This window comes from Pedobacter rhodius (assembly GCF_027213645.1).
GTDB classification, from domain to species: Bacteria; Bacteroidota; Bacteroidia; order Sphingobacteriales; family Sphingobacteriaceae; genus Pedobacter; species Pedobacter rhodius.
On the sequence record NZ_JAPWGL010000004.1, the window covers coordinates 329,618 to 355,939 of the forward strand.

General features: G+C 41.3%; 23 protein-coding genes, 1 pseudogene and 1 riboswitch. Of the genes and pseudogenes, 14 read left to right on the plus strand and 10 right to left on the minus strand.

The window, feature by feature from the left end; translation table 11 throughout:
* The 3 genes from O0931_RS15765 to O0931_RS15775 all read right to left on the minus strand — a co-directional run bounded on the left by O0931_RS15765 (window position 1) and on the right by O0931_RS15775 (window position 6,504).
* Window positions 1-3,222, minus strand: coding sequence for an efflux RND transporter permease subunit (locus O0931_RS15765; protein WP_331283632.1), 3,222 nt, complete (start codon window positions 3,220-3,222; stop codon window positions 1-3).
* Between the two features lie 7 nt (window positions 3,223-3,229).
* Window positions 3,230-4,621 (minus strand): TolC family protein, encoded by a 1,392-nt coding sequence (locus O0931_RS15770; protein ID WP_269416457.1) that lies wholly within the window; start codon window positions 4,619-4,621, stop codon window positions 3,230-3,232.
* A 1,544-nt stretch (window positions 4,622-6,165) separates the two neighbouring features.
* Window positions 6,166-6,504: a four-helix bundle copper-binding protein gene (locus O0931_RS15775; RefSeq protein ID WP_008245450.1), complete on the minus strand. Its 339-nt coding sequence runs from the start codon at window positions 6,502-6,504 to the stop codon at window positions 6,166-6,168.
* Between the two features lie 227 nt (window positions 6,505-6,731).
* A riboswitch (Fluoride riboswitch) is annotated at window positions 6,732-6,800 on the plus strand.
* A 42-nt stretch (window positions 6,801-6,842) separates the two neighbouring features.
* Between O0931_RS15775 and O0931_RS15780 the strand changes: the two genes are divergently transcribed.
* The 4 genes from O0931_RS15780 to O0931_RS15795 are packed head-to-tail and all read left to right on the plus strand — an operon-like array spanning window position 6,843 to window position 10,465.
* Window positions 6,843-7,397, plus strand: coding sequence for a phosphatase PAP2 family protein (locus O0931_RS15780; protein ID WP_124910972.1), 555 nt, complete (start codon window positions 6,843-6,845; stop codon window positions 7,395-7,397).
* A 4-nt stretch (window positions 7,398-7,401) separates the two neighbouring features.
* A complete protein-coding gene (locus O0931_RS15785; RefSeq protein WP_008245453.1) occupies window positions 7,402-7,815 on the plus strand; it encodes an EamA family transporter in 414 nt (137 codons plus the stop codon).
* 58 nt (window positions 7,816-7,873) lie between these two features.
* Window positions 7,874-9,154 carry a phosphopyruvate hydratase gene (gene eno / locus O0931_RS15790; RefSeq protein ID WP_008245454.1) on the plus strand — a complete coding sequence of 427 codons (1,281 nt, stop codon included), beginning with the start codon at window positions 7,874-7,876 and terminating at the stop codon, window positions 9,152-9,154.
* Between the two features lie 18 nt (window positions 9,155-9,172).
* Window positions 9,173-10,465 (plus strand): voltage-gated chloride channel family protein, encoded by a 1,293-nt coding sequence (locus O0931_RS15795; RefSeq protein WP_008245455.1) that lies wholly within the window; start codon window positions 9,173-9,175, stop codon window positions 10,463-10,465.
* 160 nt (window positions 10,466-10,625) lie between these two features.
* Here O0931_RS15795 and O0931_RS15800 read toward each other — a convergent pair whose 3' ends face one another.
* Genes O0931_RS15800 through O0931_RS15810 form a run of 3 tightly spaced genes read right to left on the minus strand, consistent with a single transcriptional unit; the run spans window position 10,626 to window position 12,454 of the window.
* Window positions 10,626-11,015 carry a YidH family protein gene (locus tag O0931_RS15800; RefSeq protein ID WP_008245456.1) on the minus strand — a complete coding sequence of 130 codons (390 nt, stop codon included), beginning with the start codon at window positions 11,013-11,015 and terminating at the stop codon, window positions 10,626-10,628.
* Window positions 11,016-11,055: 40 nt separating this feature from the next.
* Window positions 11,056-11,562 (minus strand): hypothetical protein, encoded by a 507-nt coding sequence (locus O0931_RS15805; RefSeq protein WP_056095394.1) that lies wholly within the window; start codon window positions 11,560-11,562, stop codon window positions 11,056-11,058.
* Window positions 11,555-12,454, minus strand: a complete 900-nt coding sequence (locus O0931_RS15810; protein ID WP_056095397.1) for a LysR family transcriptional regulator — start codon at window positions 12,452-12,454, stop codon at window positions 11,555-11,557. The genes O0931_RS15805 and O0931_RS15810 overlap by 8 nt, the downstream gene beginning before the upstream one ends.
* A gap of 144 nt (window positions 12,455-12,598) precedes the next feature.
* On the opposite strand from O0931_RS15810, the gene O0931_RS15815 reads away from it, so the two are divergent.
* The 5 genes from O0931_RS15815 to O0931_RS15835 all read left to right on the plus strand — a co-directional run bounded on the left by O0931_RS15815 (window position 12,599) and on the right by O0931_RS15835 (window position 16,964).
* Entirely contained in the window at window positions 12,599-13,684 is a 1,086-nt protein-coding gene (locus O0931_RS15815; RefSeq protein ID WP_082491480.1) for a c-type cytochrome, read from the plus strand.
* A 19-nt stretch (window positions 13,685-13,703) separates the two neighbouring features.
* Window positions 13,704-14,159 carry a DsrE family protein gene (locus tag O0931_RS15820; RefSeq protein ID WP_008245470.1) on the plus strand — a complete coding sequence of 152 codons (456 nt, stop codon included), beginning with the start codon at window positions 13,704-13,706 and terminating at the stop codon, window positions 14,157-14,159.
* 19 nt (window positions 14,160-14,178) lie between these two features.
* Window positions 14,179-15,099: a molybdate ABC transporter substrate-binding protein gene (locus O0931_RS15825; RefSeq protein ID WP_056870676.1), complete on the plus strand. Its 921-nt coding sequence runs from the start codon at window positions 14,179-14,181 to the stop codon at window positions 15,097-15,099.
* A gap of 11 nt (window positions 15,100-15,110) precedes the next feature.
* A complete protein-coding gene (locus O0931_RS15830; protein WP_008245473.1) occupies window positions 15,111-15,860 on the plus strand; it encodes a substrate-binding domain-containing protein in 750 nt (249 codons plus the stop codon).
* A gap of 117 nt (window positions 15,861-15,977) precedes the next feature.
* On the plus strand, window positions 15,978-16,964 hold the full coding sequence (locus O0931_RS15835; protein WP_008245480.1) for a YeiH family protein: 987 nt from the start codon (window positions 15,978-15,980) through the stop codon (window positions 16,962-16,964).
* 6 nt (window positions 16,965-16,970) lie between these two features.
* Here the strand turns inward: O0931_RS15835 and O0931_RS15840 are convergent, their stop codons facing one another.
* From O0931_RS15840 to O0931_RS15855, 4 genes are all read right to left on the minus strand, one after another.
* Window positions 16,971-18,362: a beta-propeller fold lactonase family protein gene (locus O0931_RS15840; protein WP_056095402.1), complete on the minus strand. Its 1,392-nt coding sequence runs from the start codon at window positions 18,360-18,362 to the stop codon at window positions 16,971-16,973.
* 3 nt (window positions 18,363-18,365) lie between these two features.
* A complete protein-coding gene (locus tag O0931_RS15845; protein ID WP_082489588.1) occupies window positions 18,366-18,962 on the minus strand; it encodes a DUF305 domain-containing protein in 597 nt (198 codons plus the stop codon).
* A gap of 92 nt (window positions 18,963-19,054) precedes the next feature.
* Window positions 19,055-20,251, minus strand: a complete 1,197-nt coding sequence (locus O0931_RS15850; protein ID WP_008245487.1) for a sulfite oxidase — start codon at window positions 20,249-20,251, stop codon at window positions 19,055-19,057.
* A 295-nt stretch (window positions 20,252-20,546) separates the two neighbouring features.
* Window positions 20,547-22,085 (minus strand): SulP family inorganic anion transporter, encoded by a 1,539-nt coding sequence (locus O0931_RS15855; protein WP_269416458.1) that lies wholly within the window; start codon window positions 22,083-22,085, stop codon window positions 20,547-20,549.
* A gap of 270 nt (window positions 22,086-22,355) precedes the next feature.
* Between O0931_RS15855 and nhaA the strand changes: the two are divergent.
* The 5 genes and pseudogenes from nhaA to O0931_RS15880 all read left to right on the plus strand — a co-directional run bounded on the left by nhaA (window position 22,356) and on the right by O0931_RS15880 (window position 26,319).
* Window positions 22,356-23,529, plus strand: a pseudogene (gene nhaA / locus O0931_RS15860) (Na+/H+ antiporter NhaA).
* A gap of 58 nt (window positions 23,530-23,587) precedes the next feature.
* Window positions 23,588-23,917, plus strand: a complete 330-nt coding sequence (locus tag O0931_RS15865; protein ID WP_088300341.1) for an ArsR/SmtB family transcription factor — start codon at window positions 23,588-23,590, stop codon at window positions 23,915-23,917.
* Window positions 23,918-23,975: 58 nt separating this feature from the next.
* Window positions 23,976-24,446, plus strand: coding sequence for a DUF6428 family protein (locus tag O0931_RS15870; protein WP_269416459.1), 471 nt, complete (start codon window positions 23,976-23,978; stop codon window positions 24,444-24,446).
* A gap of 17 nt (window positions 24,447-24,463) precedes the next feature.
* Window positions 24,464-25,549, plus strand: coding sequence for an ACR3 family arsenite efflux transporter (arsB, locus tag O0931_RS15875; protein ID WP_088300343.1), 1,086 nt, complete (start codon window positions 24,464-24,466; stop codon window positions 25,547-25,549).
* Window positions 25,549-26,319 (plus strand): metallophosphoesterase family protein, encoded by a 771-nt coding sequence (locus tag O0931_RS15880; protein ID WP_088300344.1) that lies wholly within the window; start codon window positions 25,549-25,551, stop codon window positions 26,317-26,319. Before arsB ends, O0931_RS15880 begins: the two co-directional genes overlap by 1 nt.
* Window positions 26,320-26,322 lie beyond the last annotated feature (3 nt).

Here is a 26,322-nt window from a genome sequence, read left to right on the forward strand (position 1 = left end):
TTAAATTCTTGTTTTTCTAGGCATTAGGTTTGGTTCTTTTAAACTGCTTTTTTTCTGTACCCAAGCGAAAACCTGCGGAAGGATGAAGAGCGCGGCAAGGGTTGAAAAGAATAGCCCGCCAATAACAGCCCTGCCGAGCGGCGCGGTCTGTTCACCGGATTCGCCCATACCGGAGGCCATCGGGATCATCCCGGCTATCATCGCAAAACTGGTCATCAGGATCGGCCTTAAACGAATCCCGGCACTCACCACTGCCGCCCGGGTAGAATCCTTGTAATCCAGCCTGAGTTTTTCGGCGTTGGTCACGATAAGTATCGCATTGGCCACTGACACCCCGGTGGACATGATCATCCCCATGTAGCTCTGCAGGTTAAGCGTAGAACCTGTAAGCAATAATGCGGTAAGCGACCCAAGGATTACAGCAGGAACGGTCGAAAGAACCGTCAGTGAAAGCTTGAAAGACTGGTAATTGGCCGCAAGCAGCAGGAAGATCACCAATATCGCAAAAGCAAGTCCGCCCTGAAGAGAAGATAGTGTTTCAGTCAACAGGCTCGACATACCTTTCACTTCAGCAGTTAGTCCCTTAGGAGGCGTGCCTACGGACTTTAGTGCCTTTTCTACATCAGCAGTTGCCGTTCCAAGATCCTTTTTATAAATGTTTGCGCTCACGGTCAGAAAGCGTCTTGGCCCGGAGCGGTCATATTCTCCTGGAAGGTAACTGGTATTGAAAGTAGCGATGTCGCCCAGTACCGGACTGCTCTGCCCTTTAACCAAAGGAATTTCTTTGAGCTCATCCATTGTATTCATGACATACTCTGGAACCTGTACCTGTACCTGGTAGGTATAGGCGGTTTTTTCATCGAGCCATTGGTTCTTCTCAGTAAATCGGCTGGATGAGGTACTTGCAGTAACTGACCTTGCGATATCAACCACGTTCAGCCCAAACTGCGCCGCCTTTAATCTATCAAGGGTAATAGAAACCACGGGAATGTGCAGGGGCTGGGCAATCTGGATATCACGGAGGTAATCTATTTTTTTAAGTTTAGAGAGCACCTTATTAGAGTAAGACTCGATCTGGTCCATATCTTTTCCTGCTACTCTGATCTCAATAGGAGTTGCAGCGCCTTGGCTCATAATCTTTTCGGTCATGTCAATCGGCTCAAAGGTGATACGTAGGTCAGGAAGTTTATAAGCGATGTTCTTTCTCAGCGCATCTTTCAGCTCATCCATATTTACCTTATAATCTTCATCAAGGTTCACCTGAAGCACAGCCTCATGGGTACCGGTATTGAAGATATATAAGTTACTTGTTCCGTAACTACTCGGAATAAGCCCAACGTATCCCGAACTAACAGCGATATGGTTATCTACTGTCTGATTGATAATGGAAAGTACCTGCTTAAATTTCTCCTCGGTGCGCTCTAATCTGGTACCGTCCGGCGCTTTTATGCGGATCTGGAACTGTCCGTTGTTGAGTTTGGGCATCATGTCCTTGCCGATAAATACAAAGCCCAATCCCGCGAGAGCAATGACCAGAACTAAATAAATCCCGACAATACCTTTTTTCATCGGCATCCACCGCTGGATGATTGCCATAAACCGCACCTTCACCCTTTCAAAGAAATCATTTTTTTCCGGTTCATCCTTTTCATTTTGCAGATGCTTTTCTACCTGCTCTCCTTGCCTCTCGTCCAGGGCCTCTCCTGCATGAGCATGGATCTTACCATGGTCATAGTGCTGGTAACGTTCTTCCTTTATCATCCAGTTGGATAGAATGGGAACCAGGGTCTGGGCCACGATGAAAGATACAATCATGGTAAAACCGATTGAAAGGGACAATGGAAGGAACATCGCCTTTGGTATCCCGTTCATCATAAAAGATGGTGCAAATACGGCCAGAATACACAGCAGGATGAGCAGCAGCGGGAATGCGATTTCTTCACAGGCATCGTAAATGGCTTCGCGTTTGGGCTTGCCCATTTCCAGGTGCTGATGGATATTTTCGATCGTCACCGTTGCCTGATCGACCAGGATCCCTATTGCAAGTGCCAGACCGCTCAAGGTCATGATATTTATGGTCTGACCGAACATGCCTAGTAAAAGCACCCCAATTAAAATCGATACCGGAATGGTGATCACCACGATAAGACTGCTTCGCAGATCACGCAGGAATAGCAATACCATTAGGCCCGTTAATAGTGCACCAAGACCACCTTCAGTGATCAGGCTTTTTACCGAGTTGATAACGGCAACAGACTGGTCAAATTCATAAGAGATGTGGACATCGTCCGGCAAGAGGCTCTGCATTTCGGGGATTTTGGCCTTTAAGGACTTTACCACTGACCAAGTCGAGGCGTCTGCTGTTTTGACCACAGGAATATACACAGACCGTTTCCCGTTGATCAATGCATAATCCACGGTAACATCCGCTGCATCGGCAACCCTTGCCACATCCCTTACCAATATTGAAACGCCGTTTTTTGTAGCTATTGGAATGTTGTTGAATTCATCGACCGTTTTAACCAGGGAGTTCATAGAGGTCACCATCATGGTATTGTCCAACCTTAGATTTCCCGAAGGAGACATGACATTGAACTTGGATAAAGCCCCTACCACCTCGTCCGGAGTCAGATTATAACTCCTTAATTTGCTCGGATCTACACTAATGGTAATCGAGCGGGAATTGGCACCGAATGGCGGTGGCGCTGAAAGCCCTGCGACAGAGGAAAACATGGGCCTGATACGCGTTGCCGCCATATCATAGATTTCTTTCAGACTGCGGGATTTGGCCGAGAGTACAAGCTGGCCTACTGGCAGTGAAGAGGCATCAAAGCGGACCACCTGCGGAGGCAATGCGCCTGGAGGGAAGAACTTCATGGCCCGGTTAACCTGCAAGGCAACTTGGGCAGAAGCCTCTGCCATATTGGTGCTTTCATAAAAACTCAGCTTTAGCATCGTCAAACCCTGAATGTTTTTGGCGGTAATATTCTTAACGCCATTAACATAAAGAAACTGATCCTGTAGACGAGTGGAGAAGAAGCCCTCCATCTGTTGTGGAGACATACCTCCGTAGGATTCAATAACATATATTGTCGGCGAATTAAGCTGGGGGAAAATATCTATTGGGATCTTCAACGCACTGAGAACTGCAAAGAGCAGTAAACTCGCGGTGATCACCACTGTTGTAATCGGCTTTTTCAGGGCCGAGGTAACCATTGACATATCTTTATTATTTTAATGTGTTTAACAGTGAATCTACTTGGTTGGTGGCGATAGCCTTTTGAAAAAGCGCCCGGATGTACAGATATTTTGCGTTGACAAAATCGGTTTCTGCACGATAAAGGATGGTTAGGGCTGCATTGAGCTCAATGATGTCGGTCAGCCCGTTCTTGTAAAGCGAGAGCTTCTGGCGATACCCTGCGGCCGCTGCCTTTAGCTGGTTTGGTATTTCATCGAGTCTCTTATGCGCGGTACTGATCTCAAGTCCTGCTTGAAGGGCGGCATTTGATAACATTAACCTTTCCTGCTGTAGTTCCTTTAAGTAAAAATTGCTACTGGCCTTTTGGGTCCTAAACTTCAACTGACGCCTGCGCAGATCAAATAAGTTATAACTGATCCCTACGCCCACGAGGTAATTTTCCCGTTGCCATTCCAAGCCATTCGAGAGACTGTTGAAATTGTCATTGGCATCAATGCTTGATCCCCTTGACCAGGCAGCAGCTTGCAGGCTTACCTTTGGATTATAGGCTTTTTTGACCAGGTTTTCCTTCTCAACGCTGCTTAGATAATTGCTTTTGTAGAAATCAAGCAGCGGATGACTTGAACTGTCAGTCAGTTTTACCGATAGGTTTACCTCAAGCGATTTTAGCCGATCCAGGATCGTACTGTCAGCGACAATACTTTCCGGATTTAGCCCGCTGATTGCTGCAATGTCGAGCTGAACCTGTCTGTAGGTATTGTCCATTTCAATATAGTTCAACCTTGATTTGGAGAGTTCGGCCCCTGCGATACTGGTATCCACACCCGGACGCACACCGCTTCTGGCAAGGGATAAAATCGAACGGTTGATCTGCTCATTGCGACTGATATTGCTTGCTTGAATGGATAGCATGTCCTGAAGCTTTAGTAGACTCAGGTAATCATCAATAGCGATGGCCCTTGTCTGGTATCGGCGCTGGGCAAACTTGGATCGTTCAGCGACAAGTTCTGATTTGGCGACTGCATTCTGAGCTTTATAGGCACCAAAATTATAGACCTCCCAATCAAGGGAGACAATACCAAGATTAGTAAGTGTAGCCTTGGTAGTGCTTTCAGTCCTAACACCTCTGGAATTGGAGGGAACTATACCAAAGGCCATATAAGGTCCTGCCACGTTATTGTTTGAGCCCAGATCTGCCTGATAATTAAGCTTCAGATTTGGAAGGGCATTCGCCGCGGTCTCTCTTAACTGGGCGGCACGAATATCAACTGCTGCTGAATCAGCGGCCAGTGAAGGTGAAAAAGCGGTCACGTGATCGATCAGATCAACGATCCCGATGGGCTTTGGGGAGGTTTGGGCATGGCTTTCCAGCCCCATATATAAAAGTGGGAACAAACAGAAAATCTGTTTAATACGGATCATGTCTTTAAATTAAAATTTAAGGAAAAAGATTTGACGGACGTCTTGGACAGGAAACACGGTGATTAACCGGCCGTCGTCACTTCATCATATGAAGGACCTGTCAATAAAAGAAAATTGAGATAAATCTCAGATCCGAAAGACCTGGTTGGAAATATAAATTGGGACTGATCCGGCAATCCTGTATCTGATCTCAAGAAAATACCTGTTTAGGTTAGAGGCTAAAAGCGAAAGCCCCAAAAATAAGATGACGCCGATAAGAAAAGCTTCCAAAACAGGAAGCACGGTTTTCTTGCGTTCATCAAGGATACACTTAAATTGTCTGGTAATTTTTGAATCCTTTCCAAGCGGAGAAAAGCTACCTTTGTACTGCGCAGCTGATTTTATTCCCCGGGCGGACTCTAAAAGGGAGAGGTTGGATAAAAAAAAGATATTGCCCAAAGAGATAATCAGGTACAGCAAGACGACTCCAATTATAGAGCAATTTGGTACCTGCTTAACTTTCAAACCCTTCAATTTTAACAACCTAAATATATAGGCGCTAAAATCTGCATTAATCTAAAAAGATGAGAGGATAAACCGCAACAAAACCGTTACAAAATATCAACAAATATTAGGTTACGATATTTCTCACCCTACTTTCGATTGTCATCGAATAATTTCTTTTTCCTATACTGTCCCTCCATCTTGTTGTTCAAAACTTTATCAAAATTAACCACAGCTTCACAATGCTCAAAAAGGGTCGAACTTCCGCGGGTTGACCCTACTAAGTGGCAATATGAGGCATCTAAAAAGTATGCCTCTTATTTTTTAAACATTAAGAACTTGAAAATAAGTCACTTACAATAGATTAAATTGAATTTTTCGGTTCGAACTTTTTAGAATTTTCCCTAAAATTAAGATATACCGCAACTATTTATAAAACACCAATTGTCTAGACATCAGTGTTGAACTCCATAAACTGCTATCTAATTAGCCAAATAAGCATGTGGATTAGTTTCAATTGCGAACATCGATCAGCTTGAATATTATTCAATTATAGGATAAACGGGGGGAAATCCGTTTGGTCTAAATTTTTTTACAATTATGCGCAAATGCCATGTAGCTTGCATTTAATTTAGAAGGTACATACCCTCGGTTTAACAACGTGATTGATTTAACACCGCCATTGAAATGAAATTTGTATTTTTTGTTTTTTGAAATAATTTGATGAAGCGGGAATTGAAAGTTCATGCATTATTTAATGCATTCCTCAACTCGCATCTAGCCTTCATTTTCATAGAATTCGAATTATCAAGTACTCATCATCAAAAACTGAAATTCTTATTTGAATAATGGAATGAGTTTATGAGAATCATATCCTAAAAAACCCATTTTTTTAAGGCTAGAGAAAGGACATACCAAGAACAACCTCAAACCTTGGTAAATATCAAATAATGAGGGAATAATGAAAATAAAATGAATGGAATAAATTTGCCTATTTATAAAAATGAAAGGGCAACTAGAATGCTGCCCTTAATCAATTAATGCTCACGGTGATTGGCATCTTAAGCAGCTACTCCTGTCATTCTTCTGCATTCTTCCGCACAAGCCTTACAAGCATCTGCACATTCCTGACAATGCTGGGTATGATGATTACTACACTCATCTCCGCATTGCTGGCAAATATCTGCGCAAATACGGCAAATGTCTTGAGCAAAAGAGCTACCCATACTCATCAATTGAGCGGCAGAGTAGCAGATGGCTGCACATTGCATATCAAGCTCAATACACCGCGCCATCATTTTCACGTCTTCTTCCTGAGTGCATGAACTTGCACAATGATTGCAAATTGAAGCACACTTTAAGCATGCATCAATACAGTTTTTCCATTCATGGTATCCCATAACTTTAATTTTTTAGGGTTATAAAAAAAATTCCTATATAGATAACATGGTTATTTCCAGGCGGTTTCATTTTGTTTAAGAAAAGCTTTAATCCCGTGATATGATGCTTGTTTAAACGGTAGAAGAATAAGAAACTGGTTCTCGTATTCAAATAAGGAGGAATAGTGATAAATTAAATTCTCAACACCTACTTTAAGATTTTGCACATCATTTTATTAGTATTATATTTGCAATACGGAAATGGTGTCCTTCCGATTCAACCGCTTTTTTCAAAAGCTGATGGCGCCTACAATAGAAATTCCAGCAGGTAATAAAATCTGCCGGTCAAAGTATTGTAGGTGAAAAAATTAAAAATAAATTCTCAACTCTTATTGCTGGCAGCTATCTTAATTGCGCTTGTCTTACTTTGTCTGTCTGCCAAAGTGAGATCAGTGTTAGCAATGGTCCTGCCGGTTGAAACTGAATGGTTCTTGTGGATAAATCAGCACCATAATGCATTCTGGGATACGATCATGTACTGGGCCAGTGATAAGCGTTTTTGGCTTCCTTTTTATGCCTTCATTATTTATTGCCTCTTCCAGAATTTCTGCAAAAAAATTTGGCAGGTTCTTATTACCATTGCGCTACTAGTTGCTAGTGCAGATCAGATTGCTTCAGGACTGATTAAAAACACCGTTAAGCGTCTACGCCCTTCCCATGAACCGAATCTAACTACGATCATTCATTTAAGTAAAGCAGGTGCGGGTGGGATGTATGGATGGCCATCCGCTCTTTCATCACCTATCTTCAAAAGCATTCTTTCCGCTGGTTCGGCATTTACCGGATCATTGCCGGAGCAACGGTTCTTGTACTCATTTACTTTGGAATTATTCAATAACGGAAAATTAACATAAAACTATGTGGTGGATCTACGCGCTATTATCAGCTTTCTTTGCTTCCCTTACGGCCATCTTTGCAAAAGTCGGCGTAACCAATGTCAATTCTGATTTGGCTACTGCCATACGAACGGTGGTAATACTGATTGTAGCCTGGGGGATCGTAATGGCCAGAGGCGAACTTAAAGGAATTACGGAACTGTCAAAGCATAACCTGCTATTTCTTTTTTTATCTGGCCTTGCCACCGGCTTGTCCTGGATATTCTACTACAAGGCTTTGCAGATCGGGAAAGTGTCCCAGGTCGCCCCTGTTGATAAGTTGAGTGTTGCCCTAACTATTATACTTGCAATGGTGTTCCTGAAAGAAGCTCTTACCCTGAAAGTATTCTTTGGTGCCCTGCTGATCATTGGGGGAACACTGGTTTTGATCTTTTGAGAAACTCAATTATTTGTAAGCAACCGAAATACTAAAAATCAATATAAAACAAAAAACTATGAAATTAACTAAAATTCATGCCCGTGAAATTTTGGATTCCAGGGGCAATCCGACAGTAGAAGTAGAAGTCACTCTTAACGGAACAACAGCAAGGGGTATTTCTCCATCCGGGGCAAGTACGGGTGAAAAAGAAGCCGTAGAGCTTAGAGATGGTGATCCAGAGCGCTATAATGGTAAAGGCGTGGAAAAAGCAGTAAAAGGGATTAACGTCGAAGTCGGCAAATCAGTCACCGGCTTATCCTTTGAGGGTCAGCAGGCCTTCGATGATCATATAATTGGTCTGGATGGAACCGAGAATAAATCAAGGCTCGGCGCAAATGCGATGCTTGCGGCCTCAATCGCCTTCGCCCGGGCTTCGGCCGTTGCAAAAGGGATTCCCTTGTATAGGCAGCTAGTGGAAAGGGAAGGTTACGTAATGCCCGTACCGTGCATGAATGTCATTAATGGGGGAAGGCATTCTGATAACAACATCGATTTTCAGGAATTTATGATTGCCCCTCATAACGCCCCCTCGTTTAAGGAAAGTATCCGTATGGGCGAAGCTGTTTTTCATTCCCTGAGAAGTCTGCTAAAAGCGAAAGGCTATTATACCGGAGTTGGTGACGAAGGTGGGTTTGCGCCAAATCTGAGTTCTAATGAGGAAGCCGTCCAAATCATCATGGAAGCGATACATATTGCCGGTTTTGCTCCAGGCAAGGATATTTCCCTTTGTCTTGACCCAGCGACCAGCGAAATGTGGAATAATGGAAAATATGAATTTTATAAAAGTTCTAAAGAACGGATCACAACAGATGAAATGATTGGCTTTTGGGAAGGATGGTTAAAAGAGTACCCAATTATCCTGTTGGAAGACGGGTTGGGCGAAAACGATTGGGAGGGATGGAAAAAGCTGACCAGCCTTTTGGGAGACAAAGTGGAATTGGTTGGAGATGATATATTCTGCACCAACCCGAGTATTATCCAGCAGGGAATCGACCAGGGCATTGCAAACAGCGTACTGATTAAATTGAACCAGATCGGTACAGTTTCCGAAACGCTAAAGGCCGTAGAACTAGCCCAAAAAAACGGTTACAATTGCTTTATTTCTCACCGCAGTGGTGAAACTGAAGACACGACAATTGCGGATCTGGTTGTCGCTACCGGTGCGGGGCACATCAAAACAGGAAGTGGCTGCCGCTCTGAAAGGGTATCTAAATTTAACCAGTTGCTTCGGATAGAAGAAGAACTTGGTGATAGGGCATCATTTGCAGGAATCAATACTTTTTATAAAAAATTATAAATCAGCCGCTAACCTACAATGAAACATAATAAATTTTTATTTGAACACCTTTCGGTTTTTAAATATGCGGTTCGATGGACGCTGCTTATACTTCCTGTTGCCATTGCAATAGGAAGTATGGTTGCCTTGTTCCTTTGGCTGCTAGGCTGGGCCATTCACTTTCGCTTTCAGCATACCTGTCTCATTTTTCTGCTACCTTTAGCAGGTATTGTGATCCACCTGATTTATCAGTCAGTTGGTAGGTCCTCAGAAAAAGGAAATAACCTGATCATGGATGAAATCCATAGGCCGGGTGGTGGAGTGCCCAGGCAGATGGCGCCAGTAATCTTAATAACTACAGTGATTACCCATTTGTTTGGCGGATCGGCTGGAAGAGAGGGAACCGCGGTACAAATCGGAGGAAGCATCGCAGGAATGTTTAGCCGCTGGTTTAAGCTAAATGAGGTAGACACCAAGATGCTCCTTACCGCGGGAATTGCAGCCGGGTTTGGGGCGGTGTTCGGAACACCGCTCACCGGTGCCATATTTGCAATGGAAGTTCTGGCCATTGGAAGAATAGAGTACAAGGCTTTACTTCCCGCATTAATTGCCAGCGTGCTTGGTGATCTTACTGTCTCTGCCTGGGGCATCCATCATACCGCTTATCACATCGATCTCATAGAGAAAAGTGCCTACTTTCTATCTGAATACCTGCCGGTAAACCTACTCCTGCTTAGTAAGGTTATTCTAGCATCCACATTGTTTGGTCTGGCCAGCTACCTGTTTGCTGTAATGGTGCATGAGATCAAGGCCTTTTTTTCTAAAGTATGTAAGATCCAGTGGCTTATTCCTGTTATCGGTGGTCTGATTATTATAGGCTTGACTTACGCCATCGGGAAACCGGATTACTTAAGTTTGGGCGTGGATAGCGAATACCAAGGAGCCGTTACAATTCCCTCTGCTTTTCAGCCTGGTGGAGCAGATACTTGGAGCTGGTTATGGAAGACCATTTACACAACTTTAACATTAGGAACTGGATTTAAAGGTGGTGAGGTAACGCCTTTGTTTTATATTGGCGCAACATTAGGCAATGCACTTTCGACCTTATTAAATGCTCCAGTTAGTTTGTTTGCTGCCCTTGGATTTATTGCTGTTTTTGCTGGTGCAACGAATACACCCCTTGCCTGTACGATTATGGGTATAGAACTTTTTGGTAGTGAATACACCATGTTTTTTGCGGTAGCCTGTTTTACAGCCTATTTTTTCAGTGGCCATTCAGGTATATATTCTTCACAGCGTATTGCGGTACCCAAAATATTTACGGGAACATAAAATATTGACTTATCCTGTTCCTGTGGATTATCATAAAGAGGTGAAATTTTTATAAGATCCTTGACCAATGCAATCAGCAATTTATATCAAAAAACAACGCTATATCGACCGCTTTCCTTCCTCTCTTTTCTAAAGCATCAAGTACAGATGATTTAACTGCCTATGTTGTTTTAATAAGGTAGAGCAGTAAAAGTATACTAGCTATGAAAACTAAAGCGGTTAAAACTTTAACAAAAAGTGTTGAATGGTAATACACCCCCTGATTCAATTGTTCTTTCGTTGAATTATATCTTAAGTAAGAACAAATGATAGTAATTGCTCCCAGGGCAACTAGAAAAATCCCGATAATGCGGGAATCTCCGGTTTGGTGCAGGGGCACTTTACTCCCCAGTGCGGCACTGATCTGCTTGATAAATAGCGAGAATTTCATCACCACGAAGCCAAATCCCATGATACCAATACTGGTTCTGATCCAGGCCAAAAATGTTCTTTCATTAGCCAAATGGTCTCCTGCATGCTGTTTGGTGTTTTCCTGATCTTGAATTTTCATCTTGTTCTGTATCGGTATATTACAGCAATATATTTGCATGTTATGTCAATATCGATGCCAGTTTGGAGATGATAACCCTGGTATCCCGGATGCAAGTAAGCCTGTTTGATTCAGTGCCGGCAGGATAGCAGGTAACTGCAATTTCTTCGATAAACGATAAGCCTGATAGGTCAATAGATTCTTTAACCTCTTGTTCAATGCTTTTCATTAGGATCATGATTAATCGGGGTTGATATGTTCTGATTTTATGAGCTAATTGCTCTATTCCCCCCTGCCTCTGGTTTTTTCTGATTTTAACTGACGATTTATCAATAGGTGTACAAGTTAGATGTTCCAAAAAGCATCCCGTGCCTTTAAAGAACTGCAAAAAATCTTCTACAGATTTAAAATCGCCAAATACCTCACTAAATGCAAGATAAATTGTTCGAAACAGATTAGTATTTCCCAGGTAAAAATGTTTATCGTCACCTCCAGGAGCTTCAGAAACAAAGAGCAGCAGCACTTTAGCTGGCTGATATTGCCTCGAAATTTCGGTAACACTATACATTATAGTTGTAGCTTTTAGCGAAGCGCATAAATAGTTCCGCCAGAGCGTCCTGCTGACCATGAAGCTGAATGAAATGAAACGGCCTTTCGATAACCATATCCTTGATATCTATGATGCGGCATTCATTATTCTTGAGCTCTTTCAATATGGAGTGGATAGATAAAAAAGCCAGGCATTTGCTGTGAATCAAATAGGATTTAATGCTTTCGGTACTACCTAACTGCATTTCTATATTTAAGTCCCCCACCTTTATCTGGTGTGCTTTTAAAGCATATGCAATAACATCTAGTGTACCAGAACCAGGTTCACGAAGTAATAAATCATAATCCTTCAACTCATTCGGTTTGATCATTTCCTTTTTCATGGCATAATTGTGACCAGAACACACCAGCACCAGCTCGTCTTTTAGATATTGTTCGTATTTAATCTGTGGGTTCCGGGAGATGCCTTCAATGATTCCAAAATCTATTTCCTTAGCAATCAAACGCTGCTCTACATCTTCTGTGTTTCCGGTAACCAGTTGAATTTGTATATCCTTAAACTTATTGTGAAACTGTGCCAATACAGGTGGAATGATATATTGTGCCACAGTACTGCTGGCACCAATCCTCAATATTCCTTTATGCTGTTTAGTAAGTAGATTCATATCATATTCCAGTTCCCGGTAAGTTCCAAAAATCTGTTCTGCGTAATGCAACAATAATTCGCCGGCTGGGGTGAGGCTGATTTTTTTGTTTCCACTGCGTTCAAATAATGACATTTTGAACTCCTGCTCTAATTCTTTAATGTGTTTGGTTACAGCAGGCTGACTGATAAATAACTCTGCCGAGGCCTTTGTAAAATTCAGCCTTTTAGCGACAGCATAAAATACTTGCAAACGGAAATCTATCATACACGGTTTTAGTAGATAACCTAAGATACAAACAATTTGTTTCAACGGGTACTGACATCATAACCTTACGTTATCATCAATAACTTTTTATGCTTTTTCTGATGAGTAGAATAAATGCACATTTGTAACAGAAAAATATTGGTTATGAATAAGGAATCAACAGAAAAAGAAATCAGACAAGCACTTATATATACAGCCAGGACAACGGCTATCATTGCGTTTCTATTTGTTGCTTGTGGAACCATTTTCATCTGCACTTTATTTTTTAATGGGCAGCCAGATGTAGTGACAGCAAAAACCAAACAGGATGTGGAAACCGGTATAGCTGCTGTTAACGTCAAAAGCCAGGTTGTACCTGCTGATGCCTGGAAAGCGCCTGATGAAAATACGATTCCGGCGGACACCAAGTACGGCCAGATGATCAGGTATGGCAAAGAATTAATAGCACATACGAGCAAATATTTTGGGCCAAATGGATCCATAGCCCGTATTACAAATGGTATGAATTGTCAGAATTGTCACCTCGAGGGTGGAACCAAACTGTTCGGAAATAATTATGCTGGTTTTATTTCCAGTTTTCCTAAAATGAGTGGCAGATCAGGAAAGGTTGAACCTGCATCGGCACGTATTGCAGAGTGCTTCAATCGAAGTCTTGCAGGCAAAGTACCAGACGAATCTAGTAAAGAGATACAGGCAATGCTGGCTTATATGAAATGGCTTGGAACAGGTGTAAAAAAAGGGGAGAAAGTGTTTGGAACGGGAACCGAAAAATTAAAATTCCTGGATAGGGCAGCGAATGTCAAACATGGAGCGATTTTATATACCAGTAAATGTCAAAGTTGTCATGGTGCAAATGGTGAGGGAATACTCGATGAAGACAAACTAACTTATGTTTATCCGCCATTATGGGGCAAACACAGCTACAATGATGGCGCAGGGATGTATAGACTCAGTAACTTTGCGGGGTTCGTAAAGAACAATATGCCATATGGTGCCAGATATGGAGATGCGCAGTTAAGTGATGAGGAGGCCTGGGATCTCGCTGCTTTTGTGAACTCACAGCCAAGACCACATAAAGATCAGGGAAAAGATTACCCTGATTTGTTAAAAAAACCTTTTGATGCGCCATACGGACCATATGCCGACAAATTTTCTGAAAATCAACATAAGTATGGTCCATTTGCACCAATTGTAACCTCCGAAAAACAAGTAAAACTAACAACTAAATAAATCATCAAAATCTAAAATCATGAAAAAAATAACCTTAATCTGTACATTATTTTTGCTGATCGCAGCAACCTCGGCCACTTTTGCCCAAGCTACACCTGCTAATTTTACAGGGGCAAAAGCCACCCTGAAAAATTATAAGGCACTGTATGTAATCAATAACGGTGATGAGAAAAAGATTGCAGGAACACTTCGAAACCTAAAAAATGCACTCGACGATCCCAGGTTAAAAGGGAAAATCAATGCAGAACTTATTGCCTTTGGAGATGGCGTAGCTGTTTACCAGAAGAACGGATCTTTTGAAAAAACATTGTTAGAACTGCAATCCAGAGGAGTAATTCTTGCACAATGTGAAAATACCGTCAGAGAAAGGAAAATCGAAAAAAATACCTTATTTGATTTTATCAGTTATGTACCCAGCGGCAATGGTGAAATCATCATCCGTCAATATCAGGGATGGGCAGTTGTACATCCTTAAACCAAATAATTAGAAAATCATGAAATATATAAATCACACCTTTTTAGCCACAGTTGCATTTTTATTGCTTTGTGGAAATGTTAAGGCCCAGGATCATCGCTTTGATCCGCCCTGGAATACTCCACCTGAAAGTAAAGTTCAGTTCACAGTACCTGGAGTAGACAATGTGCCTGATCTTTTTGGAGACATTAATGATCCCCAACTGGTGGTTTTCTTTGCCGGTAACCAGTTTATGTGCATTGACGAATTAATTGCAGCCTTTAAAAAGTCATATCCACATTATCAGCGGGTATTTGCCGAAACGCTTCCCCCAGGCATTTTAGCCCAACAAATAAAAACCGGTAGCATTGTGGTGGGCAACATGAGAATTACCTTAAAGCCGGATGTTTATACAGCTGGTAAGAACCGGATAGACATGACCCCTGAATGGTTTAGCAAAACGACTTTATATGCTAGAAACAGGTTGGCAATCATGGTCCAAAAGGGAAATCCGAAGGCATTGAAGTCACTCAAAGATTTAGCAAATAAAGAGCTGAGGATCAGTATGCCCAATCCAGAGAATGAAGGGATCGGTAAACGTATTGAAGAAGCCTATGTGAAAGCTGGAGGGGAAACATTAAAATCTACCATCATGGAAGATAAAGTTAAAGATAAGACTACTTATCTTACCATGATCCATCATCGCCAATCACCAATGAGGATCCTATACAACGAAAGTGACGCCGCTCCAGTATGGTATACTGAGGCCTACTATCAGAAAATGATTGGCCATCCTGTTGAGCTCATTGAAATTCCTGAAAAAGAGAATATCCATGCGCAATATATAGCGGGACAGTTAAAAGATGCGCCACATCCGGCCGCTGCAAAAGATTTTATGGATTTTTTGATCAGTCCGCAGGCTGCTGCCATCTACAAAAAGTTTGGTTTTGATTTACCTTAAACATAAACACAATGAAAAATATATTTTTAACCATATTGTCAGTCGTTGCTGTAGTGACCATTGGGAATGCACAAATCCCAAACGATACTTTATATGTCTATGGTCCCGGTGGGCCGCTCGGACCGATCAATGAATGTGCGAAGGTTTTTGGAAAGCAGCATGATATCGTAATTAAAGTCACTGCCGGGCCAGATAATGAATGGATGCCGGATGCAATGAAACATGCAGATCTGTTCTTTGGAGGAGCAGAATACATGCTTTCAAAATTCATGTCTGACCACCCAAACATGATAGTGGCGAACTCTCGGACAGAGTTATATAAACGTGCGGCAGCGATCCTGGTACGGCCCGGCAATCCTAAAAACATCAAAAATCTGGGCGATCTCTGTAAACCAGGTGTGAAAATTCTTGATGTGAATGGGGCTGGGCAAATGGGGCTTTGGGAAGATTTGGCAGGTCGACAAGATCTGATTGCAAACATACAGCAGCGTATAGCAGGTACATTTGCAAATTCGGCATTGGGTATTGCTGCATGGAAAAATGATCCTCAATATGATGCCTGGATAACATTTGGCTCCTGGCATAACCGTTTACCAGACCTCACCTCAATGGTTAGGATTCCTGTTACACAAACAGTCTATAGAGGTACACCTGTAGTGAGGGGTAGCACTGGTACGCATAAGTCGGAAACTGAGGATTTTATCAAGTTTATGCAATCCGATAAAGGACATCTCATTTTCAAAAAATGGGGTTGGGAATAAATAATGTCTAAAAACTTATCTTCTATAACATGAAGTTATGGAAGATAAGTTTTAATGATTTGATCGGGGTTTATTAGTTATGGATCTTTGAATTAGAAAATAAAGACAATCAAAATTATGACACAAATCAAAGACAATTCAAATTCTTCTAAAATAAAGGCGGGTAACCTGCTAAACTTAAATTTAAACACCCGTAAAATTATCTTCATCCTGGCAGTTTTGCTGTGCCTCTTTCCATTTATGTCGCCTCCTTTAGCCTTATTGCTAGGATTAGTATTGGCGCAACTAATGGAACATCCCTATCTGCATTTAAATCACAAGGCCACAAACCTGCTGCTAAAAATTTCTGTTGTCGGGCTAGGATTTGGAATGAATGTATTCAGTGCAATGAAAGCAGGAAAAGAAGGCGTACTGTTTACCGTAGTTTCTATTTTCGGAGTGCTTATCATTGGTTTTATCCTGGGAAAAGTATTTAAAATAGAACGTAAAACATCTTTTTTGATATCAGCTGGAACGGCGATCTGTGGTGGAAGTGCTATTGCTGCATTGTCGCCTGTAATGAACGCAGAAGAAAAACAGATCTCCGTTGCAATGGGTACTGTTTTTATACTCAACTCGGTGGCCTTATTTCTTTTCCCCGCTATCGGACATGCGCTTAACTTGTCACAGTCACAATTTGGTATGTGGTGTGCCATTGCTATTCACGATACCAGTTCTGTTGTTGGGGCAGCCAGTAAATATGGTGAACAAGCACTACAGATAGCCACAACTGTTAAGTTAGCCAGAGCACTATGGATTGTTCCCGTAGCGTTTGGTACATCTTTCCTGTTCAAAAGCAACAATAGCAAAGTTAGTATACCCTATTTTATAGGGCTATTTATCCTGGCAATGATCGCCAACACCTACTTACCTTTTATTAAGCCTTTTGCGCCCTACTTTGTAGCATTAGCAAAAGCAGGCTTAACTTTAACCTTGTTCCTGATAGGAAGCGGACTCTCATTTACTATCTTGAAAGCAGTGGGGATAATGCCACTGTTACAAGGCGTAATTTTATGGATAGTAATTTCAAGTGCTGCATTATGGGCAGTTATATCTTTGGTTTAAAATACATTAGTTACTGATCATCACCAGCTTTTTTGAAAGATCATCAATAAGAACCACATGTTTATAATCGGCGCCACCTGTTCCTACACTCTTAATTATCCCCGAGGATTGACCGCTAAAAGCTCCTTTTTCATCGGTCTTAAAAGAATTGATGACATAATCTGCGTTAAACGTATCATTTGAGGAGTTGGTTAACGCTAAAGTATACGAAGTATTTGGCTCGAGTTTTTTAAAGTCCTGTTGGACAAGATCAGTCAAGCCTACGCTTCTTACGTTTAGCATGCCTGATGACATTGAATTATCCTTATTCATCAATTTAATCACCTGACTTTTGTCTGCAAGATTAAGCGGGGTTAAATTTTCTTTTGAGGCATTTGCAGGGCTGGCATTAGCGGCGTACAACAATGCTTGCGGACATTGTCCAATAGCAATGGTTTTTACAACGGCCATTTTTACCAGATCAACCACTTGTACCTGGTCATCATTTTCTAATCCGACATATGCAAATTTACCATCTGCCGAAGTCCAGACGCCATGTGGCAATGATCCTGTCGCAACGCTATCAGTAAGCTTGAAATCTTGTGAAACACTAAATACTTTTAAGCTGTTTTCTCCGCCAATGGTTGCCAGCATCACAGGTGAATCATTAACTAAAGTAAAAGTGACATGGTTGGTAATTGGACCTGTATTTAGTACTGTATGTATCGTATTTGTCTCCGTGCTGATGACAGTGATCTTCCCTACATCCTTATGTGTCAATGCAATCCATTTCCCATCAGGACTACAGAATATATTTGGAGAAAATGGACTAACTACTGGAATACGCTTTACAATAGCATAAGAAGTTGCATTCACTACATCCACTTCTGCAGTAAAGCTGGAACAAATATAAGCCCATTTTCCATCTGGAGTAAAAGCAACCATTCCCGGGCCGTCGGCTACTGGAATTTGCTTGATTTCAATCAGTTTATTTGCATCAATTACGCTGATATACGATTCTCCTCTTACCGATATCCATGCCTGTGATCCTGAAGGGTTAAAGGTTGCCTCATGCGGTGAACGTCCGATATAAACAGTTTTTAAAACTTTATTTTTTGCTGTTGAAATAAAGGTTACTGAATTTGATCCAATGGAAACCGCTGCTAGTAATTGCCTTTTAGGGGAATAACCCAGGCCATGAACCAGGGCCTGTCCCTTATATAGAGGACTTAAGATATCAGGTTGGGGTTTACCAAGAACAATATTTCCTAATAGCGTTTGTGTTGAGGGATCTAAGACAGAAACCGTATTAGATATCTGATTGCCTGTATAAACCCTGTCTTGGGCATAGATTGATTGTGCTTTTGATTGTAGGGCAAAACTGAATATTAATAGCGTAAACAAGGATATCTTTTTCATATGTTAATGGGAGTTTGTAAATGTCTTCATTTGTTGGATTTCTATCTGTTCATCTGAGATAATATTCTCGGCCAGTCTTTTTACATTTTTATTTTTTCCATACCGCAACTCAACTTTAGCCATGTCGATGGCAGCCTGATGGTGAGGAAGCATTATCCTTGCAAAGGACAGATCAGTATCAGACAATTGTTTTTCTTCAGGCATTTGTTCCATCATCACTTTCATCATCTTCTGGTTGGCGTTTTGATGTTGGTTGCCTGTAGCGATAAATCCTTCAGGATGGCTGAGCAGGAGTCGCATTTGCTGAATCTGGGTTTGTTGCTCAGCTTTGATACTTTTAGCTAGCTGAATCATTTCTTTATTTTTTCCGGTCTTAATCTCTTCTTCTGCCATATCAATAGCACCCTGGTGATGTGGGATCATCATTTGTATGAAATCTCTGTCTGCAGATGTGGTAGCTGATATTTCATCCATCTTCATCATCATATGAGCCATTTGCCCAAGGAAGACATTTTTTTTAGTTGCCATTTGCATGTGTTCATGTTGTGCTCGTGCAGAGAAACTAGCAAATAGTAGAAGTATAGACGTGAATCTGATCATGGTTTGATGTAGAATATTAATTGTGATAAACTGTTTATGCCAAACAAGCCTTATGCGATAACCGCAAGATCCTGAAATTTGTTCTTATTGAGCTATATTACATCTACATCAATTGGCGAGATAAAATTAACCATGTAAGTTCTTCTGTCTAAATCATGCTCCATGGGTTGCGTTTTGCCATTTTGATCTGTCGCTCTAGCCATTAAACTATATCTTCCAGTCTTAGCAGGAACCACCCATTCAAATTCAAATAGCTGCCAGGCGAAAGGGATAGCAGGACCAATTAATTTTGCTGGTTGCCATGAATTTCCTTTATCCGTGCTTATTTCTACTTTCGATAGGTTACTATCACCTGACCATCCTGCACCCCTTACTTGATAAGGTTTTCCAGCCGGCACCGCTTCAAACAATACCGGCCTTGATATTTCAGACTTAACCAATGTAGTGGTTACGGGCGTCAAGGTAGGTAGTCCTTCAACACGCTTCCAGTAAGCATATTCAATCGTCTGCCAATAGCCATCAAACGGCTTTTCAGATGCAGTAATTTTCATCAGCCATTTCACAGATGCCATACCATACCATCCTGGAATAATTGCCCTTGCCGGGAAACCATGTTCAGCACTCAATGGTTTTCCATTCATTTCATAGGCGATGATGATGTGATCCTGCATTGCTATATTTAACGGAATGCTTCGGGCGAATTTGATTTTTCCTGGTGATTTCGGCTCTTCTGTAATCATCCCCTCATCATTCCCTTCCAAAATAATGTCTACCGTACCCACCTTTATGCCAGCCTTCTTTAACAATACGGATAAAGGTACTCCTGTCCATTCAGCATTGCTGATCCCACCTTGTTCCCATCCTAAACCCTTCACTTTTGGGGCGAGGTTAGCACGTCCGTTTCCGGCACATTCTATAGTAGCCATTACCTTTTTTGCAGGAAGCTTTTTAAGTTCGCTCAGATTGATCTTTATGACATGATTGGTGTTGCCGCCAATCTCTAATTCCCAATTTGTAGCATCAATATTGGGAATATTAAAATGACTCCTGATGAAGAACTGGTTATTTGGAGTAATCCTGTTTTTTAACGTAGGAAATGGAAACTCCATATTTAATGGCTTTTTCTCTCGCGTAATAAGTCCTGGAAAGTCATTGTCTTCTCTGGTTTGTTGAATCTCCTTCGCCGAAGCCCAGGATGGTATTGTTGCGCCAGCTATCACCGGGATAATTCCAGTAACAAAATTACGTCTGTTTAACGTGTAGTTTTGTGATGTTTTGTCGTTTTTCATTTCAATAAATGTAGGTGATTACAATATAGCCAAAAATCTCTCATAGGATAACTTGTATTCTTCCTTTTTCTTGATGGTTGAAAGGAAACAACTGTAGACTTTACTTCATCGCTGGCCTGCTAGAAAAGACACAATAGTTCTATAACTGTTTATCAAATACTCATCTCAATTTCTATCAAAAAACGGTGGAATAGTGATAGGACTAGCAGTCATCTTTCAAAAAACGAGGGAATAATGATAACGGAAATACTGGAGGAGCTATATAAAAAGCTCCATCCAAATTTCTAATTTATACTTAAGATTTGTCAATAGCGACACGATATGTCGGATCTTCATATATATTAACATCAATAACACTTTCAGCGTTTTTAAGTAGTAGCCTACAATCTTCGCTTAAATGTTTTAAATGAAGTTTTTTACCCGCGAGATGGTATCGTTCTGTTAACTTGTTTAATGCTTCAATAGCAGACATATCCGACACTCGACTGTCCTTAAAATCAACAATTACTTCAGATGGGTCTTCATTAACATCGAACTTTTCAGTGAACGCTGTAACTGAACCAAAAAACAATGGCCCATAAATTTCGTAGTGCTTGGTGCCACTTCCATCCACGAATTTTCTTGCACGAATCCTTTTTGCACTCTCCCAGGCAAAAACAAGTGCCGATATAATTACACCAATTAAAACTGCAAGGGCGAGGTTATGAAGCCAAATGGTGATCGCAGCCACCAGTATGCCAATAAATATATCTTGTTTTGGCATTTTATTGATGATCCGTAAACTGATCCACTCAAAGGTTCCTACGGCCACCATGATCATCACGCCTGTAAGGGCAGCCATTGGAACTAAACCAATTATCGGTGCGCCAAACAGAATGATAAGCAAAATAGTGAGTGCTGCCACTATGCCCGACAGGCGGGCTCTCGCCCCTGCTGAAAGATTTACCAAAGTCTGAGCAATCATTGGACATCCTCCCATACCATAGAAAAAGCCATTCAGAATATTGGCAATACCCTGAGCTATTGATTCACGGTTACCATTCCCCCTGGTTGCAGTAATTTCGTCTACTAGGTTAAGTGTTAACAGCCCCTCGGTAAGCCCAACTCCTGCCATGATCGCGGCATAGGGCAATATAATTTGAAAGGTTTCAAATGTCAATGGAATCTGAGGAATGTGAAATGGTGGAAACCCTCCGCTGACAGAGGCAATATCGCTTACTGTTTTAGTATCGATACCGAACCCGAGGACGACAAGAACAACAACAATAATAGCAACCAGGGATGGTGGTACCGCCTTTGTTATCTTTGGAAAGAATAGTACGATAGCAATGGTAAGCGCAACCAACCCGGCCATGATTAAAAGTGGGCTACCGGTCAACCAGGCCTCTTTTCCATTGATGATGGTTTTGAACTGTTCAATCTGGGCCATGAATATAATAACTGCCAGTCCATTAACAAAGCCATACATTACCGGTTGGGGAACAAGTCTGATAAATTTCCCAAGCTTGAAAAGACCTACCAGGATCTGAAAGGCGCCGGCGAGGGCTACAGCGGCGAATACATATTCAATTCCATGCGCCTGCATCAAAGCAATCAGCACAACTACGACTGCTCCTGCACCGCCTGAGATCAGACCTGGACGACCGCCCAGAACTGAGGTTACAAGCCCCATAATAAAAGCTGCATAAAGACCGACCAAGGGGGGGAAACCCGCAAGGATAGCGAAGGAGAGCGATTCAGGCATCATGGTCATGGCCACAGTGATGCCAGCCAAAATTTCGGTTTTGTAGTTGACTTTTTGAGATAAGTCAAAAAAACGTGTACGTAAGAACATACCAATAAAATTAAAGGTCAAAAATTATAAAATAAGGGGCATTGCCCTAGCAAGGGATTATGCTAAGGGAGAAAAGAGTCACTGAAAGAATTCAGGGCTTTGTCACAGGGTTATATGAAACTTGTTTAACTTTTCTCATTTCGATTGATGCAAAAATAGAAAAATATTTTTAAAATCTGTCATTACCTATGGTTTTGCTCTGGTGTCTGAATTAACAGGAGGCAGATTTAGACCGTAAAAATGAAAATGTTATATTTGAAAAATATGCCAATGTCGATCAACAAAAAGGTTTTTAAAGACTTTTTCAACTCTACAACATCAAGTGGGATTATCTTATTTTCCTGTTTAATTTTGTCTTTAATAATAGCAAACTCGCCACTGGGTGAAGGCTTTGATAACTTTTTAGCGAATCAAATTGGATATGAAACCACCAGTTTACATTTAAAGTATTCTGTTGCGCTATGGATCAATGATGGCCTGATGGCCATTTTCTTTCTTTTGGTGGGACTTGAAATTAAAAGGGAAATTGTGGAAGGTGAACTTTCCTCACCTAAAAAGGCAATACTTCCGATTATATGTGCGATTGGTGGTGCCATTGTGCCGGCAATAATCTATACCATATTTAACCGTGATACGCCAACTGCTAGCGGATGGGGTATACCAATGGCTACAGACATTGCTTTTGCACTAGCCATTCTATCGCTCCTGAGTAAAGGTTCCACTTTCCCTAAAGATCTTTCTAGCTGCCCTGGCTATTGTTGATGATCTGCTTGCAATATTAGTAATCGCGGTATTTTACTCTTCGGATCTCCACTATATGAATATGGTTTATTCCGGGGCTATATTGATACTACTGTTCCTCTTTAATCGCTTCGGGTTAAAGAACCTTGCCTTTTACCTAATTCCAGGTATTTTTATCTGGTACTTTGTTCATCACTCAGGCATTCATGCAACTATTGCAGGAGTTTTGATAGCGCTTACACTACCCACAACAGCAGATCATAAAGAGTCTCCACTGGAAAAACTAGAGCATGCACTTACTAAACCCGTTAATTTTCTGATCATTCCAATATTTGCACTGGCCAACACCAACATCCGTTTTGAAAACGGCATGGTAGAAGGGCTTTTTACAGGTCTGGGAATGGGCATTGTGCTAGGTCTGGTTATTGGTAAATCTTTGGGTATATTATTTATATCATGGCTCAGCGTAAAGCTTAAGCTAAGTGAGCTACCTGAAAATGCAAAATGGGTTCATATCCTTGGTGTTGGCCTACTTGCAGGTATCGGGTTTACCATGTCCATATTTATATCAATCTTATCCTTCGCTGACCCGCTGCTTGTTCAGGAAGCAAAGTTTTCAATTCTTGTCGGCTCCGTAATATCAGGACTATTAGGTTATTTGATTTTAAACCTTAGCAGCAAAAAGAGAGATCAGAAGAATTAAAATTAATATTCTGATAAATTTGTTGTTTCATTAATAAATCGTAATATTGCAATATTATATGGGACTTACAAAAACCGAAATGTTTACCTCCGAGCAGAACCAGCTTGCTCAGCTATTAAAAGCAATGGCTCACCCTGCACGTATTGCTATTCTGCAAAGAATACTAGTTTTCAATACTTGTATTTGTGGAGATCTTGTAGAGGAGCTGGGTCTTGCCCAAGCTACAATCTCCCAGCATTTAAGGGAATTAAAGTCTGTCGGGATTATCCAGGGTACCATCGAAGGGGTTAGCGTTTGCTATTGCATAAACCCTGAAACATGGAAATTACTGGAAGCCCAAATCGGTGCCTTCCTTGGATCATATAAGCTAGAAGCTAGCTGCTGCTAGCTTTTTTTAATCAAATCAATCGTTTAATTGCAATATAAAAATACTTAAATCTTTAATTATGAAACTATCAGAAATAAAAGCCCACTTGGCGCAGGCTGAAAGCGTAAACTTTCAATTAGAAAACGGTACACCAGTTCCTGAACATTTCCATGTGACCGAAGTTGGTGTTGTTACTAAAGATTTTATTGATTGTGGCGGTACGGTACGTCATGAAAAAGTAGCCAACTTCCAACTTTGGGATGCCAACGATTTTGAGCATCGTTTGAAAGCAGGCAAGTTGCTAAACATCATATCTCTTTCTGAAGAAGTATTGGAGATGGAAGATCTGGAAATTGAGGTAGAATACCAGGCTCAAACTATTGGTAAATACGACCTTGGTTACGATGGTAAAAACTTCCTGCTTATTGCTAAGACAACAGCGTGCCTTGCTCCGGAACTATGTGGTGTTCCTGAAGTAAAACAAAAAGTACAATTTCAGAATCTTGCTGCTTCAGGATCAGCGTGTACACCAGGTGGCGGTTGCTGCTAAATAATCAATCATAAACTATGTCTGCAAACAACTGTGCACCTGCTGCCGAAAGAAGAAAATTAAGCTTTTTAGACCGGTACCTTACACTATGGATTTTTCTAGCGATGGGTATCGGTGTAGCTACCGGCTATTTTCTACCATCTTCCTCCGGATTTATAAACTCGTTTTCCAGTGGAACCACAAACATCCCATTAGCTATCGGACTGATCTTAATGATGTATCCGCCACTTGCTAAGGTGAAATATGAAAAGATGGGAGAAGTTTTTAAAGACACTAAAGTCTTAAGCGTATCCCTGGTTCTGAATTGGGTAATTGGTCCACTTCTAATGTTTTTTTTAGCAATCACTTTTTTAAGAGATTATCCGGAATATATGGTTGGGCTGATCCTTATTGGCCTGGCAAGGTGTATTGCTATGGTGGTGGTCTGGAACGAGCTTGCAGAGGGTAACAGGGAATATGCAGCAGGCTTGATTGCACTGAACAGCATTTTTCAGGTATTGCTCTACAGTGTGTTTGCTTATATCTTTATTACCGTTTTGCCACCTTTTTTTGGTCTGGAGAGCCTTGAAGTAAACATCACCATTTCCGAGATTGCTAAAAGCGTAGGAATCTACCTGGGGCTTCCCTTTGCAATGGGTATAATCAGTCGGTACGGCCTTATTAAACTGAAAGGTGAAGACTGGTTTCAAAACAAGTTTATCCCGCTGATTTCCCCAATTACTTTGATAGCGCTACTTTTTACTATCGTAATTATGTTTAGCCTGAAGGGCGAACTGATTGTACAAATTCCAATGGATGTAGTGAGAATTGCTATACCCCTTGTTATTTATTTTTCTATCATGTTTGTGATCAGCTTTTTTGCTGGCCGTTACTTCGGTGCAGACTATTCAAGAAGTACATCAATTGCTTTTACGGCCACAGGAAATAATTTCGAACTGGCCATAGCAGTTGCTATTGGTGTTTTTGGAATCAATTCGGGACAAGCATTTGCGGGCGTTATTGGCCCTTTGGTTGAAGTCCCGGCACTGATTGCCCTGGTCAACCTTGCTTTTTACTTCCGCAAGAAATACTATCCGTCAAAAAAATTAAACACCATACATTAATGAGAATTGCACTTTTTTCAGATATCCATGCTAATCTTCCTGCCCTGGAAGCCTTTTTTAAACACGTTGAAACCAGAAACACTGATGCAATTTATTGCCTTGGAGATTTAGTTGGATATAACATCTGGCCAAACGAAGTAATAGATGAAATTCGCAAACGAGGCATACCAACTATCGCAGGAAATTATGACTGGGGTATTGGCAGGTCTAGTGATGATTGCGGTTGTGCCTATAAAACAGAAGAAGAAAAAGCATTAGGTAAGGTTTCTATCTCCTACACAAACGAAGTGGTAAGGGACGAACAGCGTGCTTATCTAAGAACCCTTCCTGCTCACATTAGACTAGAATACCAGTTGAACCACGATAAACGCAATATTCTGTTTGTACATGGTAGCCCCCGTAAGGTCAATGAATACCTTTTTGAAGACCGTGATGAAAAAAGCATGCTTCGGATCATGGAACAGGCAGATGCAGATATTATGTGTTTTGGCCATACCCACAAGCCTTATCATAGAATTTTAAACTCAGGGAATGAAGGTGCGGATCATTTCAGGCATGCCATTAATATTGGCTCAGTAGGTAAACCAAAAGACAGCGACCCAAGGGGTGGTTATGTTATTTTAACCATCAACCCTGATAGTACAGTAAACAATAAGGACAGTGTTAAAGTCGAATTTATTCGCTTTGAGTATGATATAGAAAAGGCAGCTAAAGCCGTAGAGGATAGTCCTCTTCCGAATGAATATGCAGACATGTTGCGTAGAGGATAAGGT